Here is a 19270-nt window from a genome sequence, read left to right as displayed (position 1 = left end):
TGTGAAGCAATTTAATGTAGCGGGTATAAGTGGGTTGGAAAATTCCCCATACTAAGGAAATACATTAAATGTTTCTGGAGAAGGGGATTAACGAAATGAATGAACGTATGAATGACAAGCAGGCGTCAAAATCCAATCAGCCGGAGGTTGAAGCACCGGAAATGCCGATCAGGGGGGAGAAGGACATCTCTCCCGTGACGGAGACTATTCAGCAATTTGGGCAGACACAGTCGCCAGCAGGAGAATCGAATATCTTCTGTATGACCATTATCGGACAAGTGGAAGGTCATTTAATTTTGCCACCACAAAATAAAACAACAAAGTACGAGCATATTATTCCACAGCTTGTCGCTGCAGAACAGAATCAGCGTATTGAAGGTATTCTGATCATTCTGAACACGGTAGGTGGAGATGTAGAGGCGGGTCTGGCTATTGCAGAGATGATTGCTTCTCTGAGCAAACCTACGGTTACTGTGGTCATTGGAGGCGGGCATAGCATTGGAGTTCCGATCGCTGTAGCTTCGACGTATTCTCTCATTGCTGGAAGTGCGACGATGACGATCCATCCCATTCGCATGAACGGCCTTGTCATTGGTGTACCTCAGACATTTGAGTACATGGAGAAAATGCAGGAACGGGTTGTTCGATTCGTCACTTCACATTCAAATATATCTGAAGAGATGTTCAAGGAACTGATGTTTAAGACCGGTGAGTTGAACCGGGATATTGGTACAGCTGTGGGAAGCGCAGATGCAGTGAAATATGGACTAATGGATGCAGTTGGTGGTATTGGTCAGGCCATTGCGCGGTTAAATCAGCTCATAGGAGACAACAGACAGACCCTGCAAGCGGGAGGTTATACCCAATGACACTATACACTGTGATGCCCCCTGAACAACTATGGTCAGGCATGTGGAGAGAGAGTGAAGATACGAGAGAGATCAAGATGAATGGATTATTAATGCAGGTAAGGCCAGTGAATGATAATGAAGCCGTTATTGTACGATTGCTGGATTGTCCACTTGAAGCCTATCTCAATCCTGCCAATATGCCGGGTTCAACCATCCCGCTTTCTGGTAACTCGGGGTCAGCATAACACGACGAATTCAGACAAATTGAGCAGAAAAGAACATATGTACGGATTATATTTGTATGGTATAATATTCTTCTGGGGGTGACCTGATTTTGGCCAGAAGAAAAAAGAGGAAAAAAAAGGGCGCTGGTTTTAGTGGCGTTTTAAAATATGAGATATACGGGATTGTGCTTATAACCCTTGCTGTTATTGCATTATCGGGTGAAGCCACCGTTGGACGTTCGCTTTCCAAGATGTTCGGACTGATGCTTGGTAAGTTTTATTTTGCGATTCCACTTGTTGGTATATATTATGGTCTCATGGTGATGATTCATCGGAAATGGCCTAGTGGTTGGACCACGCGCAAGACAGGACTGGTATTGCTGGTCTTTGCTTTAACCTTGATGAGTACCGTCTCTGCGATGCACCAGAAACTCATTCCGGTTGGTGCGCTTGAGCCTGGTGCTGTCATTACACAGGTACATAATGATATGCAAACCGAGTTGCTAACCCCTGCTGCACCAGGTGAGAGGGACTCCATGCTTAACAAGGATATCAGCGGTGGTTATATTGGAGCTGGGCAATTTGCTCTGTTCTTGTGGCTATTCGGCAGCCTTGGGGCAAGGCTCATCATGATCGTAATGTTTGTGATCAGCTTTATGCTGATTACGAGTCTTTCTTATGTGGATCTGATTCGAATATTTCGAACCAAGATCTGGGATGCGGGGAGTACGATGTACAAGAAGCTGGAGTCGAGGCCCTCTGCACGTTCTGCTTCAGCTCCTGATGGCAGGAAGAAAGGGAACGCTCGTAAAGTGGTACCTGTCCCTGTTGATGATGATGAAGACGAATATGAGGATGAATTAGAGGAACAGCATCTGCCAAAACGAAAAGCGCCAATATTCTTCCAACTGTTTGGAAAATGGGGAGCTGATCGCGAACGTGCGAAGTCAGAACGTGAATTGAATCAGGTGGATTCAGCGGAAGCGGAACAGATTGTATACCGGGCCGTTCAGAATCACGATTCGGAAGCATGGCAGGAAGAAGCCGGAGACGTAGCGAACAACGTTGTCTCATCATCTGTTCCTGTACAAGCTAAACCTAACTCTGCACCGATCATTCGAGACTTCTTCGAGCATGTCAGAACGGAAGATGCAAGCATCGAAGATGATCTGGACGATGCATATCCTTTCCCGGATGATCTCACTGATTCCAACTCAGCTCAAGATGGCGAGCATGCTATTAAAATAACGGATGAACTGGTAGAGACTGAGTGGTCTGCATCCGATGCGGGAACGAATGTGCCGAATGCTGTGGATAACATTCAGAGTGGAGAAGAAGTGCCAAGCGATGCAACGCCGGGAACGGATAGTCCAGTTCTTGAGGGGCAGGACGCACAACCAATCAAACCACCGCCTCCACCTCCGAAACCTTACAAGTTGCCGTCATTCCGTCTCCTTGCCAAGCCGAACAATGGCGGCAAGGCGGGTGACCAGAAGGATTATATGCAGACAGCACGCAAGCTGGAAGCCACACTGGAGAGCTTTGGTGTTCGCGCCAAAGTGCTTGAAGTGGTTCGGGGTCCTGCCGTTACAAGGTACGAAATTCAACCCGATATTGGTGTCAAGGTTAGCAGGATTGTCAGTCTGACTGATGATATCGCGTTGGCCCTGGCGGCAAAGGATATCCGGATGGAAGCACCGATTCCCGGAAAGTCCGCTATAGGTATCGAAGTACCTAATGGCGAGGTGTCAGTTGTAACAATGCGTGAAGTGATGGAGACGGCAACGTTCCAGGATGCAGAATCCAAAGTGACCATTGCATTCGGCCGTGACATCTCCGGACAGACGATCATTGGTAACTTGGCTCGTATGCCCCATTTGCTGGTTGCGGGTGCTACAGGTTCCGGTAAGTCGGTATGTATTAACGGAATAATTACCAGCATATTGTACAAAGCGAAGCCGGATGAAGTGAAGTTTCTGATGGTCGATCCCAAGATGGTTGAGTTAAACGTATATAACGGAATTCCCCATCTCATGGCACCGGTAGTAACAGATCCTAAACGAGCGTCACTTGCTCTCAAAAAGATCGTGGTCGAGATGGAGAAGAGATATGAACTGTTCTCCAAATCAGGTACGCGGAACGTTGAAGGCTATAATAATCTGATGAAAGATAATCCTGCAGCGGTTCTGCCTTATATCGTTGTCATTGTGGACGAGCTAGCAGATCTCATGATGGTTGCAGCCGGAGATGTGGAAGATGCAATTGCACGATTGGCCCAGATGGCTCGTGCAGCCGGGATTCATCTGATTATTGCGACGCAACGTCCTTCCGTTGACGTTATTACCGGGGTAATCAAGGCCAACATTCCATCCCGAATTGCCTTCGGGGTATCTTCTCAAGTGGATTCACGGACGATTCTGGATATGGGTGGGGCTGAGAAGCTGTTGGGCCGTGGAGACATGCTGTTCATGCCAATGGGCGCATCAAAACCGGTGCGTGTACAGGGTGCCTTCATGAGCGACGAAGAAGTCGAGAATATTGTTAATTATGTACGTGGTCAAGGTGAAGCGCAGTATGATGAGTCCATCGTACCTGAGGTGGATGACTCCGTTCAGGCGGCAGACGAAGTACAGGATGAGTTATATGAGCAGGCTGTACAGATTATATTGGAGGCAAAACAAGCTTCAGTATCCCTGCTACAACGTCGTATGCGGGTGGGTTATACACGTGCAGCGCGTTTGATTGACTCCATGGAAGCCCGGGGTGTAATTGGTCCTTACGAGGGTAGTAAACCAAGGGAAGTATTGATTTCACTTGAACAGTATCAACAAAATAAAATAAGCTCGTAGTATATAGGCTAGATATAATGATCGTTTAAGCCCTCAACCTAATTGGTTGAGGGCTTTTTGCTTGCCCATCGAACTGAAGTTTTGCCATCTACTCCAAAGATCGGATGTTTTGGTGCATAGGAAGCAAGCAGGCTTGTCATAATAACCTTAGCGATTCTGTTAATCCCACAAGAGAAAGGTAGAGCACAGTCGATGCGAAAAATGAATCTTTGGCTTTTCACTGCTATTTTGCTGATATCCGCATTGGGAATTCGTTATTTGCTTCCTGGGAATGCAGCAACTGAAAGTTCCGCCGAGCGTACACCGCAGGTAGAAGAAAAGGCCTTGCCTACGTTTAGCAGCAATACAGTGAAATATGGAAGTTACGGTCAGGATGTATATGAGCTTCAGGGTCGTCTGAAGTACCTGGGATTTTACAATGGTAAAATCGATAGTAATTTTGGCAGCAGCACGCTGAAATCCGTCAAATGGTTTCAATCCGAGTTTGGTATGAAAGCAGACGGTGTGGTTGGTGCTGAAACCAAGCTAAAGCTGTATAACGCTTCAACCAAATGGTCGCCAACAGAACCACCATTACACAAGGATTCCGCAGGTGGGGGTGGGGCTGGGGGTAGCAATAACACAGCAGACAAAGAGCAAGATAATATGGGGTCTGCCAATGCACTCGGTCTCTCGGAGAATGAACTCAAAATTATGGCTAACGCAGTATATGGTGAGGCTCGGGGGGAACCGTTTGAAGGTCAAGTCGCAGTCGCAGCAGTAATTCTGAATCGCGTAAATTCACCAAGTTTTCCAAATACGCCTTCTGGCGTAATCTTTCAGCCAGGTGCATTTACGGCTGTAGCAGACGGACAGATATATCTGGAACCGAACGCACAAGCCAAAAAGGCAGTTGAACAGGCATTGAATGGTTGGGATCCATCCGGTGGATGCCTCTATTATTTTAATCCGAAGACAGCAACATCCAAATGGATCTGGACCCGCCCACAGGTGAAAACAATCGGGCAGCATATTTTTTGTATGTGATGATGTTGGAAGCAACCAGAAGGCGTGACTTCGGTTGCTTCTTGCCTTTTGATTGGGTTAAAATGGTTGTTACGTTTAAGCTTCAAGATGAGTGCACGATAAATGACGCCGTAAAGGGGTTTTGACATTTGAATACATCAGGATTCGAACGAGGCAGCAAGAGAGAGTTTCGTATACATGTGCTTCCGACCAAACGTTTCAAAACGTTCGCGATATCGCTATATGCAGGAGTTCCTTTGCGGGAAGATACGGTAACCAAAGTAGCACTGACACCTTTTGTTCTCCGGCGCGGCACGGAGTCTTATCCGGAAACAACGCAATTTCGTGAACAATTGGAACATCTGTATGGAGCGGGTTTTGGTTTTGACGTTTATAAACGCGGAGATTACCAGATTGTACAGTTCCGAATGGATACCATTAATGATTCCTTTGTTGGTGGAGATGAGCAGCTACTGGATCGTTCATTTGCCTTCCTTGGAGAGGTTCTTACCCGATCTGCACAAGAGAATGGACATTTCAGGACGTCTTATGTACAAGCAGAGCGAGAGACGGTTCGGAAAAAGCTGGAGTCCATCGTGAATGATAAAATGCGCTATGCCGCTGAACGCAGTATCGAGGAAATGTGCAAGAACGAACCATACCGTCTTCATCCACTGGGTGAGCGAAAGGATCTGCCTGGGATTGAACCCGACACACTAACTGCATCTTATCAGGAATGGCTGCAACAGGCGAGTATGGATCTGTATGTGGTGGGTGACACGACATTGGAGGAGGTTGAGAACCTCGTTCAGCGTCATTTCAATGTAGATCGAACGTCTTCCTCCGATTACCAGACACAGGCAGCAGTGCGAGGAGATAAAGAAGTGGAAACCGTTGTTGAGCGACTTAATGTGAGTCAGGGAAAACTCAATATGGGACTCCGCACATCGATCACCTATGGAGATCCTCAATATGCAGCAGCATTAATGTACAACGGTATTCTTGGCGGATATCCGCATTCCAAGCTATTTGTGAATGTACGTGAAAAAGAAAGCCTGGCGTATTACGCGTCTTCGCGATATGACGGACATAAAGGCATTGCAACGATTCAATCCGGGATTGAAATCCCCAATTATGAAAAGGCCGTAACCATCATCAAACAACAGCTGGAAGAAATGAAAAGTGGAACGATCAGTGATCTCGAAATGTCCCAAACCAAAGCGATGATTCGTAACCTGCTTAAAGAAATGCAGGATTCCGCCTTTGAGATGATCGCTTATGACTTCAATCGGCAGTTGTCAGGCAAAGAGAGAACGGCTGAAGAACTGTTGGCACAGGTAGAACATATCAGCAAGGAAGATGTTCGTGAGGCGGCAGAACAATTCCGTCTGGATACGATTTATTTCTTGCGGGACGAGAAGGAGGAATAATCGGTGGAGAGCATTCGGTATGAGCATTTGCAGGAAACACTATATTACGAAGTAATGGATAACGGACTGCATGTCTATATTTTGCCTAAACCGGGATTCCAGAAAACGTATGCTACGTTTGCAACCAAGTATGGGTCAGTGGATAATCACTTTCAGGTTGAAGGGCAGGAAGAAGTGAAGGTTCCGGATGGGATCGCCCATTTCCTGGAGCATAAAATGTTTGAAGAACCAACGGGTGATATTTTTGCCACGTTTGCATCTCATGGTGCCTCAGCTAACGCTTTTACGAGCTTTGATCAGACGGTTTATTTGTTTTCAGCGACCGAACATGTGAAGGAAAATATACAAACATTAGTCGACTTTGTGCAAAATCCTTACTTCACGGATCAAAATGTGGAAAAGGAAAAAGGCATCATCGGACAGGAAATTGACATGTATGCTGATAATCCGGATTGGCGTGTTTATTTTGGATTAATCGAAGCCATGTATCAGAAACATCCGGTGCATATCGATATTGCAGGAACGGTGAAGTCCATCCGTACGATTACGAAAGAGATGTTATATGAGTGCTATAACTCCTTCTATCACCCGAGTAATATGCTCTTGTTCGTCGTGGGTGGTGTAGATCCACAGGAAGTCATTGATATGGTTCGTTCGAACCAGAAACAGAAAGATTACAAGCCCCAGGGGAGTATTCAACGCTTCTTCGAACAGGAGCCTGAGCAGGTAGGCGAAGCCAGAAGGGAAGCGAAGCTGGCTGTTTCACTGCCCAAATGTTTGTTTGGATTCAAAGAGACGGACGTTGGACTCACTGGAGAACAATTGTTGCGACGAGATATGACAACGCAGTTAATGATGGATCTTCTGTTCGGCTCAAGCACACAGTTATTTCAGAAGCTTTATGACGAGGATCTGATCTCCGATAGCTTTGGACATGAGTATAACAGTTCGCCGCAATATGCGTTTTCGGCCATCGGTGGTGATACGAAAGACCCGGATCAACTCCTCGCGCGTATACGTGAAGAAGTGGATGCTATTGTGGAGAAAGGGTTTGAATCCACGGACTTTGAACGTGCACGCAAAAAGAAAATAGGCGGATATTTGCGCATGCTCAATTCTCCGGAGAACATTGCACATGAATTCACACGTCAGCAATTCCGTGGCGGTGATTTCTTCAATATGCTCCCACTTTATGAATCGATTACACTGGAAGATGTGAATCTCAGACTGAGAGAGCATATTCGCTGGGATCAACTGGCTGTATCGCTAGTCGTGAGTCCTTGATATGGAGAGGGGAACAGGACAATTGAAGGCAATTGGGGAAATGACTGTACTGGTTACTGGAGCAAGCGGTGGTATCGGAGCGGCTATCGCAGAACGTTTCGCCAGAGTGGGAATGAATGTCGTTATACACTATATGAAATCGCATGAAGCAGCGAATGAAGCGGCCAGACGATGCATGGAACAGGGCAGTGGCAAGATCATGACCGTGTCTGCGGATCTTCGCAGCCGTGAACAGATTGAGCGTATGCGTGAGAAGCTGGAGTCACACAATCTCATGCCAGATATCCTTGTGAACAACGCAGGGATCTCGCACTATGGAATGTTGTCTGATGTTACAGAGGAAATCTGGGATGAAGTGATGGCAATCAATTTGAAAGGTACATTTATGTGTACACAGGAAATGATGCCTCACATGATCTCCCAAAGGTATGGCCGAATTATTAATGTGTCGTCGATTTGGGGATTGTCAGGCGCCTCTTGTGAGGTGCTGTATTCCACAACTAAGGGCGGGGTGAATGCATTCACCAAAGCGCTCGCGAAAGAACTCGCGCCATCCGGAGTAACCGTAAATGCTGTGGCACCTGGCGCAGTTCAGACATCCATGTTGAACCATCTCGATCAAAGTGAACTGAAAATGCTGGAAGAGGAGATTCCGGCAGGTAGACTTGCCCAACCTGATGAAATCTCATCACTAGTTTATTTTCTGGCGCTCCCTGAATCGGGTTATATCAATGGGCAGATTATTAGTCCAAATGGCGGTTGGTTAACGTGAAGGTTGTTGGAAAGCAGCCGTCTCTAATATTTTCAAAATGCTCGTATATAAAATGTCTCGAAAGCACATATTACAACTGGTTGATTTTAAATCTCATGCGACAGCTAAGGAGGATTTATCATGTCAACAGAAAAAACAGTGCTCTCCAGTTTTGACACATGGAAGAAGTTCTTGGGTGACCGCGTACTGCAAGCAGAGAAGATGGGAATGAGTGAAGATACCATCAACAAACTAGCGTATGAAATCGGCGATTTCCTCGATGAGAAAGTCGATCCAGCGAACCATTCCAACCGGGCATTGAAAGAATTATGGGATGTCGGCGATGCTGATGAGCGTCGTACGATTGCGACCCTGATGGTCAAATTGGCCAAACAAAACGCATAAGATTACAGATGAAGAGCTCCCGCAAGGGGGCTTTTCTCTAATGATTACAAACGGATTACAGAGCTGTTCTTGTAATTCATTTTCATTTTATATATCATTAACGTGACCCATTTTTAGAAGATGTCTCAGATTGTTGTCCAGCGGACACGTTCTGTTGCTGTCGAATAATGTGGAATAATGCATTACGGGGTGTTGAAATGGAATCTAAACAATGGTATATGGAATATAAAATACATAAGAACAGACCCGGTTTGTTAGGCGATATAGCCTCTATGCTGGGGATGCTTGAAGTGAATATATTGACCATTAACGGTGTGGAAGGCAAAACCCGAGGCATGCTGCTTGAATCGGATGACGATGAGAAAATCCGTTTGCTTGGTGAGATGCTTGCCAAGGTAAACAGCATCACCGTATCGGCTTTGCGTCAACCTAAATTGGTGGATATTCTGGCCGTACGTCATGGCAGATATATTGACCGTGACTCGGATGATCGCAAGACATTTCGTTTTACACGAGATGAACTTGGGTTACTTGTGGACTTTTTGGGTGAAGTATTTAAGAGGGAAGGCAATCAGGTCATCGGTTTGCGTGGAATGCCTCGTGTTGGCAAAACGGAGTCCATTATTGCGGGTAGCGTATGTGCAATGAAGCGATGGACATTTGTTTCCTCCACACTTCTTCGTCAGACCATAAGGAGCCAACTCTCCGAGGACGAATTGAACCCAAACAATGTGTTCATTATTGACGGTATTGTTAGTACCATTCGCTCCAGTGAGCGTCATTACAATTTGTTGCAGGATATTATGACCATGCCTAGTACCAAGGTTATTGAACATCCGGATATTTTTGTACAGGAATCCGAATATGATTTTAATAATTTTGATATTATTATTGAACTTCGCAACAATCCGAATGAAGAAATTATTTATGATACGTTTACGGCTAGCTACACCGACGAATTGTAAGGAACCGTACGGAATCATGGAATAGATTAGCAACAACTCAAGAGATAAACATAAGGGGGAGATGGCATGTCTGAACTGGGTCAGCAGTTAAGAGAGGCCCGGCTGCAAAAAGGGATGAGTCTTGACGATGTACAGGAAATGACAAAAATTCGCAAGAGGTATCTGGAGGCCATAGAAGCAGGAGACTACAAAGTGCTTCCGGGCAGCTTCTATGTGCGTGCTTTCATTAAAACCTATGCGGAGACCGTGGGACTGAACCCTGATGAGCTGCTGGAGGGACACAAAAAAGACGTACCGGCAGAAGAGGCGGAAGCAACGATGGAACCGGTTATTCAGAAGCGTTCCAGCCGTCCAGTTGAACGTAGTAATCGATGGATGTCTGTCGCACTGATGTGGACCTTCCCGATTCTGATTGTTGTTTTGTTGTATGCGTACGTCGTATTGAACAAGGATGATCCTGAAGATAATCAGGGGCTGGATTCGGTCAAAATTACAGACAGTCAGCAACAACCTGAGGATAAACCGGATCAACCAGCCGATAACGGACAGGCATCTAATCCGCCTGCGACAGACTCAGGCGCTGAGGGCGACGCTGGAGGCAACGGTGGCGGTACGGACACTGAAGGACAGACGGACGGTCAAACTGATGGTCAAACGGACGGACAGACAGATGGCCAAACGGATGGACAGATAGAAGGAACTGAGGAAGAACCACCTGCCGATAACTCACCGTCTACTGTAACGGTTGCAGAAGACGGAAAATCAGGAAATATTACGAACTTTAAAGTTAACGGGAGTGCAGGCCAGCCTGTAACGGTTACGATTAAAGCAACAGGTCATAGTTGGCTGGAAGTGTACAAGGGTGAGAATTCCAGTGGAGAGAAGCTGGAGTATGGCAATACAGCCGAAGGCGACAGCTTTACCTTTGAACTGGATAGTGCTGGAATGTATATTAAGTCCGGTTACGCTGCAGCGACCACGATTGAGGTTGGTGGGCAAGTTGTAACGGATGGTAAGGCAACCAATCGGATCCGTCTGAAGCTTGGTGAAGACAGTGGTAGTACAGCTTCATCCACAGGCGTTGAAAATGGATCAACGGACGGTACAGAAGGTACCAATTAAGGGATCACCACTGGTAGCGAATAACCGAGTTTACTGCAGGAGACAATAACGGGGTCTTGACTTGCAATTAACTTTTGGTGAAGTGAGGTGGATGGCTGTGACAGTCAGCTGGATCGTAACAGGTTTAGGGATCATTGTCAGCCTCCTGGGTTATTACTTGACTCCAAGTGCTTGGGGTTACGGAATTTTGGGTTTTGGACTTGCGCATGTGCTTTTGGGTGTGCTCGATATGTTCAGACAGCCCAACCGGAGCCGCTATTAGTTGGAAGCTGGACCAGCAAGCATTTTTGGCAACCACTTCAGTGGAGGTCAAAAATGCTTTTTTCTTTGAAGAAAACCCCTTGAAATTAGACTTTTGCTTAAGGTATCCTCTATAATGTTACAGAACATACGATTAACTGAAAGGGTGACTGGTTTGAGTTCAGAAAATTCATTTGATATCGTGTCCAAAATGGACTTGCAAGAACTGACAAATGCCGTTACACAAACCGAGAAGGAAATTGGCACTCGTTATGACTTCAAGGGCAGCAAGAGCAGTCTGAAACTGGATAAGGATGCGTTAACGATCGTATCTGATGATGAGACCAAACTCAAGGCTGTCATTGATGTGCTGCAATCCAAAATGGCGAAGCGTGGTCTACCATTGAAGAACATTGATTACGCCAAAGTAGAGCCGGCTTCTTCTGGAACAGTCCGCCAGCGTTTGAATTTCAAACAGGGCATTGACCAGGATATCGCCAAAAAAATTAATATCCTGATTCGGGACTCCAAGATGAAGGTGAAGAGTCAGATTCAGGGAGACCAGCTCCGGGTAACAGGTAAGAGTAAAAATGATTTGCAAGCGGTAATGCAGATGCTAAACGGTGCTAACCTGCCTCTGGATTTGCAATATACAAATTTCAAGTAATATGGCCTTTTTTGTAGCAGAAGTGTTTTTTGACACTGTATTGGGGCGTATATTATACTAAGTGTGCATTGCTGGCAGTCATGCATCAAGTCCAGTCCTCATCGTTTGCTGACTTTGTGAAAAGCAGTACACTTCTGGAAGTCACCGGAACGTTTAAAGCGGTTTTGCTTTTGAGCGGTTGACTTTATTTTTTGCGTTTCTACATAGTGGGATCATGTTAATATGGATTGACATTGAAATTGTACATTTCATGTTCCGGATGATGATAACGGGATTAAGATGAATGTTTGGAGTAATGGAGGATATGAGGGAGGGCGTCTTGTGAATTTACCCAACCGGATTACGCTTGCACGAATTTGCTTAATCCCTTTTTTGATGGTGTTCCTGCTCGTGGATTTTCCATTTTATCCAGAGCCGTTGCAACTTGGAAGCCTTTCGCTTCCGTATAATCAACTGATTGCTGCTGTTATTTTTATCATCGCTGCAAGCACAGATGGAATTGACGGGTACCTTGCGCGGAAAAATAACATGGTTACCAATCTGGGGAAACTGCTCGATCCACTTGCAGACAAGCTGTTGGTTACTGCAGTTTTGATCTCGCTTGTAGAGATGGGCAAGCTGGATTCCTGGATTGCAGTCGTTATTATTAGTCGTGAATTTGCAGTTACCGGCTTGCGTCAAATTGCGTTGCTGGATGGTTCAGTTGTCGCCGCCAGTAACTGGGGCAAGCTGAAGACTGTAGTGCAGATTGTGGCGATTGTCTTGTTGCTGTTGAACAATTTCCCGTTTTCATACACAGGTATTCACGTCGATATTATCGCAGTATGGGCAGCAGCGCTTATTACCATCTGGTCGGGTATCGATTACTTTATCAAAAACAAAAATTTGCTTCATTTAACGAAAGCATAACAGTTGGCGTTAAACTGGGTAACATGAAAGAAGCATTGGGTCAGGGGCAATAGGAAAATATCCTATTGCCCTTTGATAACCCAACACGTGTACAGGAGGATGCTTAATGAAGGCAGAAATCATTGCAGTTGGCACAGAGTTGCTGCTTGGACAAATCGTCAATACCAATGCCAGATACCTATCTCGTGAATTGGCTGCGATCGGGATCGATGTATATTTCCAAACGGTAGTTGGTGATAACCTGACTCGACTCAGTGAAGCCATTCGTATTGCACAGGGCCGCGCAGACGTTATTTTATTTTCCGGGGGTATAGGGCCTACGCAAGATGATCTGACCAAGGATGCGCTGGCAGCAGTTCTTAACCGTAAACTCCATATAGATCGAATAGCCATGGACAAGATTGAGAGCTTTTTCAGAGATCGTAATGTGAAAATGACAGAGAATAACCGACGTCAAGCGATCGTTATTGATGGTGGGACACCTCTCGCCAATGAAACCGGTCTAGCTGCAGGAAATGCGATTTCTGACAATGATAAATATTATGTTGTGATGCCTGGACCACCTAAAGAGTTGATTCCAATGTTTGAACAGGAAGTCAAGCCTTGGCTGTTCCAGCATGTACTTACAGAAGAAATGCCGATCTATTCCCGAATGCTTAAATTCGCAGGTATTGGTGAGTCTGCTCTGGAAGATCGACTTCTGGATCTGATTGATGCGCAGACAGACCCTACGATCGCTCCTTATGCAAGTGAGGGTGAAGTTACAGTACGTGTCTCCACAAAGGCCGCAAGTGAGGGGGAGGCGATGCTGAAGCTGGATGCGATGGAAGTCCGGATTCGTGAGCGGTTGACAGAACATCTCTACGCGAACGAGGATGTGCCTATAGAGTACACAATTGTAACCATGATGTCTGATATGGGTCTGACGCTTAGTGCTGCTGAGAGCTGCACAGGAGGGCTTGTCATGCAAAGTCTGACATCTGTACCTGGAAGTGCATCGATGCTTAAGGGTGGAATTGTTTGTTACTCTAATGAAATTAAAGAAAAGCTGCTGAATGTGCCTCATGATTATCTGGAAGGTGAAGAGGCGCCAGGGGCGGTAAGTCCGGAAGTTGCAAAAGTGCTTGCTGAGCAGATCCGAATGATTGGCGATGCTGATTTTGGTCTGGCCGTTACGGGTGTAGCGGGACCGGGATATTCGGAACGCAAGCCACCTGGACTTGTCTTTATCGCTCTTGCTGAACGTGGAAAAGAAACCGAGATTCATGAACTGCGCATCAATGGTAATCGCGAGACTGTTCGCATTCGCTCGGCCAAAGCAATTCTCTATCGCTTATGGCAAAAACTTGTGGCGATGGATTGATTAGTTAACAGCTTGGATTGCATTTAGAGTTCCAAGCAAGTATAATTAAGGAAGACGGAAGAACCGTAGAATTAGGCGTAACAGCCTTGTTTACGGTTCTTTTTTCTGTTTAATGGAAAGTTTCATAGAGGAAGAGGCGCCTCGGCCTTCACAAAAAAACGAATGTATGTTCGAAAAAAAGCTTGGCAAACGTGTTAAAACAAGGTATCATTATCTTATAAACAGTAAAGGGTGTGAGCTTATTGTCAGACCGTCGTGCCGCGCTTGATATGGCGCTCCGTCAAATAGAGAAGCAATTTGGTAAAGGATCCATCATGAAACTGGGTGAGTCCACTCATATGAACGTGGAAATTATTCCCAGTGGTTCCTTGGCTTTGGATATTGCATTAGGAACAGGCGGCTTGCCTAAAGGCCGTATTGTTGAAATATATGGACCTGAGTCTTCAGGTAAAACAACTGTCGCATTACATGCGATCGCTGAAGTACAACGCGTTGGTGGACAAGCAGCATTTATCGATGCCGAGCATGCTCTTGATCCTCAATATGCAAGCAAATTGGGTGTTAACATTGATGAATTGCTTCTATCTCAGCCAGATACGGGTGAGCAAGGGCTGGAAATTGCAGAAGCTCTTGTGCGCAGTGGTGCAGTAGATATCGTCGTTATTGACTCTGTAGCTGCATTGGTTCCAAAAGCAGAGATTGAAGGCGAAATGGGTGATTCACACGTCGGTTTACAGGCGCGTTTGATGTCTCAAGCTCTACGTAAATTGTCTGGTGCAATCAGCAAATCCAAAACAATCGCAATTTTCATTAACCAGCTTCGTGAGAAAGTCGGCGTTATGTTTGGTAACCCGGAAACAACACCTGGTGGTCGAGCCCTGAAGTTTTATTCCACGGTACGTCTGGATGTACGTCGTATTGAGAGTATCAAATCAGGGAATGACATGATTGGTAACCGTACTCGTATTAAAGTGGTGAAAAACAAAGTCGCACCTCCGTTCAAACAAGCGGAAGTGGATATCATGTACGGTGAGGGGATCTCGAGAGAAGGCAGTATCATTGACATTGGTACAGAGCTGGACATCGTTAACAAGAGTGGTGCATGGTACTCATACGAAGGTGAGCGTTTAGGACAAGGCCGTGAGAACGCGAAGCAGTTCATGAAAGAGCATAAGGACATTGCTGAAATCATTGAACAAAAAATTCGTGTAGCTAGTAACTTGACTACTGCAGTTCCTGCGCCAACTAGTGAAGATCAACAAAAAGAAGCAGAAGAAGAACAAGAATTATTCGAAATCAACGAGTAATCTTCCTAAATCCTCCCTTGTAGGGAGGATCCAGAGGGCGCCGCCCTTTGAACTCCGTAACCCTGTCTGATTGAGCTTTGTTCGATTTGGATAAGGAATTGTGGTGGGAATGTTCTCGGTGTGCTAACAGCCCCTGTCCCAATGGACAGGGGCTGTTAGCACAATGACTGTGAGAGAAAAGGCCGGGCTGAGTTCCCGGCTTTTTGTATTAGCGTTAACTATCTTCGGTGAATGAACGCTTGGCGTAGAGCTCAGATGGAAAGAGTTATGAAAGGGGAGACCTGAATGGATCAACATGACGAGGATTTATATGAAGAAGTAGAAGGGGATGGCCTCTCCCAATTTCCTGATAACGAAGAACTTACCATTACACGGGTAGAACGAACGAAAAGCAGACAAGCTCGTTACCGCATCACTTTTGGCATACACTCCATTACGGTCCTTGAAGACGTGATGATTAAATACAGGATGACGCAGGGCAACACGTTTATGAAGAAGGATCTGGAAGAAATCATCGTAGCTGACGAGCGACAGCGGACTTACGCACAGTCTCTGCGTTTCTTGGAGCATAAACCTCGTACACGGCATGAGTTAAGTCAGAAACTTCGTCAGAAAGAGTTTGATGCATCATTGATTGAAGAGGCGCTGGATCGGCTTGAGCGAGAGAAGCTGGTGGATGACGATCTATTTGCGAAGGAATGGACAAGACAGCGTATGGAGGGCAAGCGGAAGGGAAAACTGTGGATAAGGCAAGAGCTGCGTCAAAAGGGAATTGCTAATGATCTCATTGTTGAGGCACTCGAAGGTATCAGTACAGATGCGGAATTTGAGACTGCTCTGAGCGCCGGACGCAAAAAGTGGAATCAGGTCAAAGGGGACGTGAAAGAGAAGAAACATAAAACGCTTCCCTTCCTAATGAGACGTGGTTTTTCAATGGATTTGGTGCGCCGAGTTGTGAATTGTTTAATTGAAGAAGATGAGGCTGGGGACCCTGAAGATGACGAGGCGTTGTTATGGGATTAGCCGACTAGAGTCTCTATACTGCATTCTCTTGACAATTTCTTTCGTCAAATACTAAAATGGACATGAGTCTGTAAGAAATGGACAACCCTTTTTCCTTCCAAAAAAGCGGTTTCGGTTTCTTAAGATTTATACCATTCTTAATTATGGGTTCGCTGGAAACAGTGAATAGTACATGGAGACATGTACATGTGAAATGAAAATCGGCGGGGGATCGCCGTGAGTATTCGTTATTCCCAAACATATGTAAGGTTTTGAAAACTGCAAATTAACCCAAGGAATGCCTTGGAGGAACCAACGAGGAGGTGAACAGTATGGAACCTGCAATCATGATCGTTCTCGTTGTGGCCGCGCTAATCATTGGGTTCGGAGTAGGATATTTTATTCGCAAATCTCTTGCAGAGGCTAAAATCTCTAGTGCGGAACAAGCTGCCGTACAAATCGTGGAGAACGCGAAAAAAGAGGCAGAAGCACTGAAGAAAGAAACGGTGCTGGAGGCGAAGGATGAAATCCATCGCATTCGTGCTGAAGCTGAAAAAGACACTCGTGAACGTCGGAACGAAATTCAACGACAAGAAAGACGATTGTTGCAAAAAGAAGAGTCGCTGGATAAAAAATTGGAATCACTCGAACGTAAAGAAGAGCAAGTGGCTAACAAAGAGAAACGAATTGATGAGACACAGCAGCAGATCGAAATGATCTACAAAAACCAGGTGACGGAACTGGAGCGTATATCCAACCTCACTATGGAAGACGCACGCAGTATCATACTGTCCAACGTAGAACAGGAAGTTCGTCATGAGACGGCTCAAATGATCAAGGACATTGAACAACAAGCGAAGGAAGAAGCGGACAAAAAGTCCCGCGAGATTATTACGCTCGCCATCCAACGTTGTGCGGCTGACCACGTAGCGGAAACAACGGTATCTGTTGTTACCCTGCCAAATGAAGAAATGAAAGGCCGGATTATCGGTCGTGAAGGACGTAACATCCGTGCGCTTGAAACCCTTACAGGGATTGACCTCATTATCGATGATACGCCAGAAGCTGTTATTCTGTCGGGCTTTGACCCGATTCGCCGTGAAATCGCCCGTACTGCCCTGGAGAAACTGGTGGCTGATGGACGTATTCACCCGGCACGGATTGAAGAGATGGTTGAGAAATCCCGCAAAGAAGTGGATGAGCGCATCCGTGAATACGGTGAGCAAGCTACCTTTGAAGTGGGCGTGCATGGTCTGCATCCGGATCTAATCAAAATCCTGGGCCGGTTGAAGTTCCGTACAAGTTACGGTCAGAACGTCTTGAAACATTCCATGGAAGTCGCTTATCTGGCTGGACTGATGGCTGGCGAACTCGGAGAAGACGTAACTTTGGCAAGACGTGCAGGTCTATTGCATGACATCGGTAAAGCGCTGGATCACGAAGTGGAAGGATCACATGTCGAAATTGGCGTGGAACTGGCGAAGAAATACAAAGAACATCCGGTTGTAATCAACAGTATCGCGTCCCATCACGGAGATTGCGAAGCGACTTCGGTCATCGCCATGTTGGTTGGCGCAGCAGATGCGCTCTCCGCAGCAAGACCAGGCGCACGCCGCGAAACGCTGGAAACGTATATCAAACGACTGGAGAAGCTGGAAGAGATTTCAGAATCCTTCGAAGGTGTCGAGAAATCGTACGCCATTCAGGCCGGACGCGAAGTTCGCGTTATGGTACAGCCTGAGAAGATCGATGATGCTGAAGCCTTCCGCCTAGCCCGTGACATCACGAAGATGATTGAGAATGAACTCGACTATCCGGGTCACATCAAAGTCACTGTCATCCGGGAAACCCGTGCGGTTGAATACGCAAAATAGAGTATTATGGAAAAGTGGCCGCAGTAGTGGGCCACTTTTCCTGTTGATAGCCTGTTATAAGGTTATTTAGTGAAATTACACATCATAAAGCATGAGATAGAGTCCTGCAAGGTTCAACATTTGAAGTAAAGGGACTTTGCAGGGATTGAGGAGGCAGTAATCAATGAAAGTTTTGTTTATTGGTGACATAGTAGGCAATGTGGGACGTAAGGCATTAAAGGAAAATTTACCGTACCTGAAATCGAAGTATAAGCCACATGTGGTGATTGTCAATGGTGAAAATGCAGCGGCAGGTCGCGGCATTACAGGTGCAATCGCGAATGAGTTTTTCAACTGGGGTGTACATGGCATTACACTTGGTAATCATACTTGGGACAATAAGGATATTTTTGATTTTATAGATGATGAACCACGCATGATTCGACCAGCTAACTTTCCACCAGGAACACCAGGACGAGGATATACGGTTGTCAAAGGCGAAGGCAAGGAGCTGGCCATTGTCAATCTGCAAGGAAGAACGTTCCTGCCTGCCCTGGATTGTCCATTCCGTGTAGCTGATGAGATTGTAGATGAGCTGCGCCAGGATTACAAATGTATTCTGGTCGATATGCATGCTGAAGCGACTTCAGAGAAGATTGCCATGGGATGGCATCTGGATGGACGTGCTTCGCTCGTTGTAGGCACACATACGCATGTACAGAGTAATGATGACCGGATTTTGCCTGGAGGAACGGCTTACTTAACGGATGCGGGCATGGTAGGGCCGCGTGACGGCATATTGGGCATGGAGCGTGAGGCCGTGTTGCGCAAGTTCTACACCCAGCTACCCGTGCGATTCGTTGTTGATGATGGCAAATGGCATTTCCATGGTGTCCTAGTGGAGATTGATGAAGCCACAGGCGCAGCAACACGCATCGAAAAAATTCGTCTGATGGAAGACGAGTGGCGCATGGAATAGGGGTATTGTCCCATTTTGCAGGGAAACCCGTCTAAAAAGAAGGAATTTTTTTGCCTCCCGCGAA

At 46.1% G+C, this 19270-nt stretch carries 18 protein-coding genes; all 18 read left to right on the top strand.

Annotated features, from left to right (window positions below; all coding sequences use genetic code 11):
* The first annotated feature begins 95 nt into the window (after positions 1-95).
* On the top strand, positions 96-869 hold the full coding sequence (locus AC4G47_RS19090) for a ClpP family protease (RefSeq protein ID WP_458126413.1): 774 nt from the start codon (positions 96-98) through the stop codon (positions 867-869).
* Positions 866-1096, top strand: a complete 231-nt coding sequence (locus AC4G47_RS19085) for a YlzJ-like family protein (RefSeq protein ID WP_458126414.1) — start codon at positions 866-868, stop codon at positions 1094-1096. Before AC4G47_RS19090 ends, AC4G47_RS19085 begins: the two co-directional genes overlap by 4 nt.
* Before the next feature lie 89 nt (positions 1097-1185).
* A complete protein-coding gene (locus tag AC4G47_RS19080; protein ID WP_491102230.1) occupies positions 1186-3924 on the top strand; it encodes an FtsK/SpoIIIE family DNA translocase in 2739 nt (912 codons plus the stop codon).
* A 192-nt stretch (positions 3925-4116) separates the two neighbouring features.
* The gene (sleB, locus tag AC4G47_RS19075; RefSeq protein ID WP_491102229.1) at positions 4117-4950 is read left to right on the top strand and encodes a spore cortex-lytic enzyme; all 834 of its coding nucleotides are present in this window, start codon (positions 4117-4119) and stop codon (positions 4948-4950) included.
* A 128-nt stretch (positions 4951-5078) separates the two neighbouring features.
* On the top strand, positions 5079-6359 hold the full coding sequence (gene yfmF / locus AC4G47_RS19070) for an EF-P 5-aminopentanol modification-associated protein YfmF (protein ID WP_491102228.1): 1281 nt from the start codon (positions 5079-5081) through the stop codon (positions 6357-6359).
* A gap of 3 nt (positions 6360-6362) precedes the next feature.
* Positions 6363-7643, top strand: a complete 1281-nt coding sequence (gene yfmH / locus AC4G47_RS19065; RefSeq protein ID WP_491102227.1) for an EF-P 5-aminopentanol modification-associated protein YfmH — start codon at positions 6363-6365, stop codon at positions 7641-7643.
* A 1-nt stretch (position 7644) separates the two neighbouring features.
* Positions 7645-8415, top strand: a complete 771-nt coding sequence (gene ymfI / locus AC4G47_RS19060) for an elongation factor P 5-aminopentanone reductase (protein WP_026081137.1) — start codon at positions 7645-7647, stop codon at positions 8413-8415.
* Positions 8416-8535: 120 nt separating this feature from the next.
* Positions 8536-8799: a DUF3243 domain-containing protein gene (locus tag AC4G47_RS19055; RefSeq protein WP_145318791.1), complete on the top strand. Its 264-nt coding sequence runs from the start codon at positions 8536-8538 to the stop codon at positions 8797-8799.
* A gap of 197 nt (positions 8800-8996) precedes the next feature.
* Positions 8997-9764, top strand: coding sequence for a DUF3388 domain-containing protein (locus AC4G47_RS19050; protein WP_145318788.1), 768 nt, complete (start codon positions 8997-8999; stop codon positions 9762-9764).
* A gap of 66 nt (positions 9765-9830) precedes the next feature.
* A complete protein-coding gene (locus AC4G47_RS19045; RefSeq protein WP_491102226.1) occupies positions 9831-10886 on the top strand; it encodes a RodZ domain-containing protein in 1056 nt (351 codons plus the stop codon).
* A 61-nt stretch (positions 10887-10947) separates the two neighbouring features.
* Entirely contained in the window at positions 10948-11148 is a 201-nt protein-coding gene (locus tag AC4G47_RS19040; protein ID WP_133384340.1) for a hypothetical protein, read from the top strand.
* Positions 11149-11301: 153 nt separating this feature from the next.
* The gene (locus AC4G47_RS19035; protein ID WP_458126419.1) at positions 11302-11793 is read left to right on the top strand and encodes a YajQ family cyclic di-GMP-binding protein; all 492 of its coding nucleotides are present in this window, start codon (positions 11302-11304) and stop codon (positions 11791-11793) included.
* A 321-nt stretch (positions 11794-12114) separates the two neighbouring features.
* Positions 12115-12702, top strand: coding sequence for a CDP-diacylglycerol--glycerol-3-phosphate 3-phosphatidyltransferase (gene pgsA / locus AC4G47_RS19030; protein ID WP_145318782.1), 588 nt, complete (start codon positions 12115-12117; stop codon positions 12700-12702).
* A gap of 106 nt (positions 12703-12808) precedes the next feature.
* On the top strand, positions 12809-14065 hold the full coding sequence (locus AC4G47_RS19025; RefSeq protein ID WP_491102225.1) for a competence/damage-inducible protein A: 1257 nt from the start codon (positions 12809-12811) through the stop codon (positions 14063-14065).
* A gap of 242 nt (positions 14066-14307) precedes the next feature.
* Positions 14308-15372 carry a recombinase RecA gene (recA, locus tag AC4G47_RS19020; protein WP_458126421.1) on the top strand — a complete coding sequence of 355 codons (1065 nt, stop codon included), beginning with the start codon at positions 14308-14310 and terminating at the stop codon, positions 15370-15372.
* Between the two features lie 285 nt (positions 15373-15657).
* Positions 15658-16395 (top strand): regulatory protein RecX, encoded by a 738-nt coding sequence (locus AC4G47_RS19015; RefSeq protein ID WP_491102224.1) that lies wholly within the window; start codon positions 15658-15660, stop codon positions 16393-16395.
* A 311-nt stretch (positions 16396-16706) separates the two neighbouring features.
* Positions 16707-18248 (top strand): ribonuclease Y, encoded by a 1542-nt coding sequence (rny, locus tag AC4G47_RS19010; protein ID WP_458126423.1) that lies wholly within the window; start codon positions 16707-16709, stop codon positions 18246-18248.
* A 163-nt stretch (positions 18249-18411) separates the two neighbouring features.
* Positions 18412-19206 (top strand): TIGR00282 family metallophosphoesterase, encoded by a 795-nt coding sequence (locus AC4G47_RS19005; protein ID WP_062833853.1) that lies wholly within the window; start codon positions 18412-18414, stop codon positions 19204-19206.
* Positions 19207-19270: the final 64 nt, after the last annotated feature.

This window comes from Paenibacillus sp. Negev47 (assembly GCF_058313655.1).
This window is presented reverse-complemented; position numbering and strand designations above follow the sequence as displayed.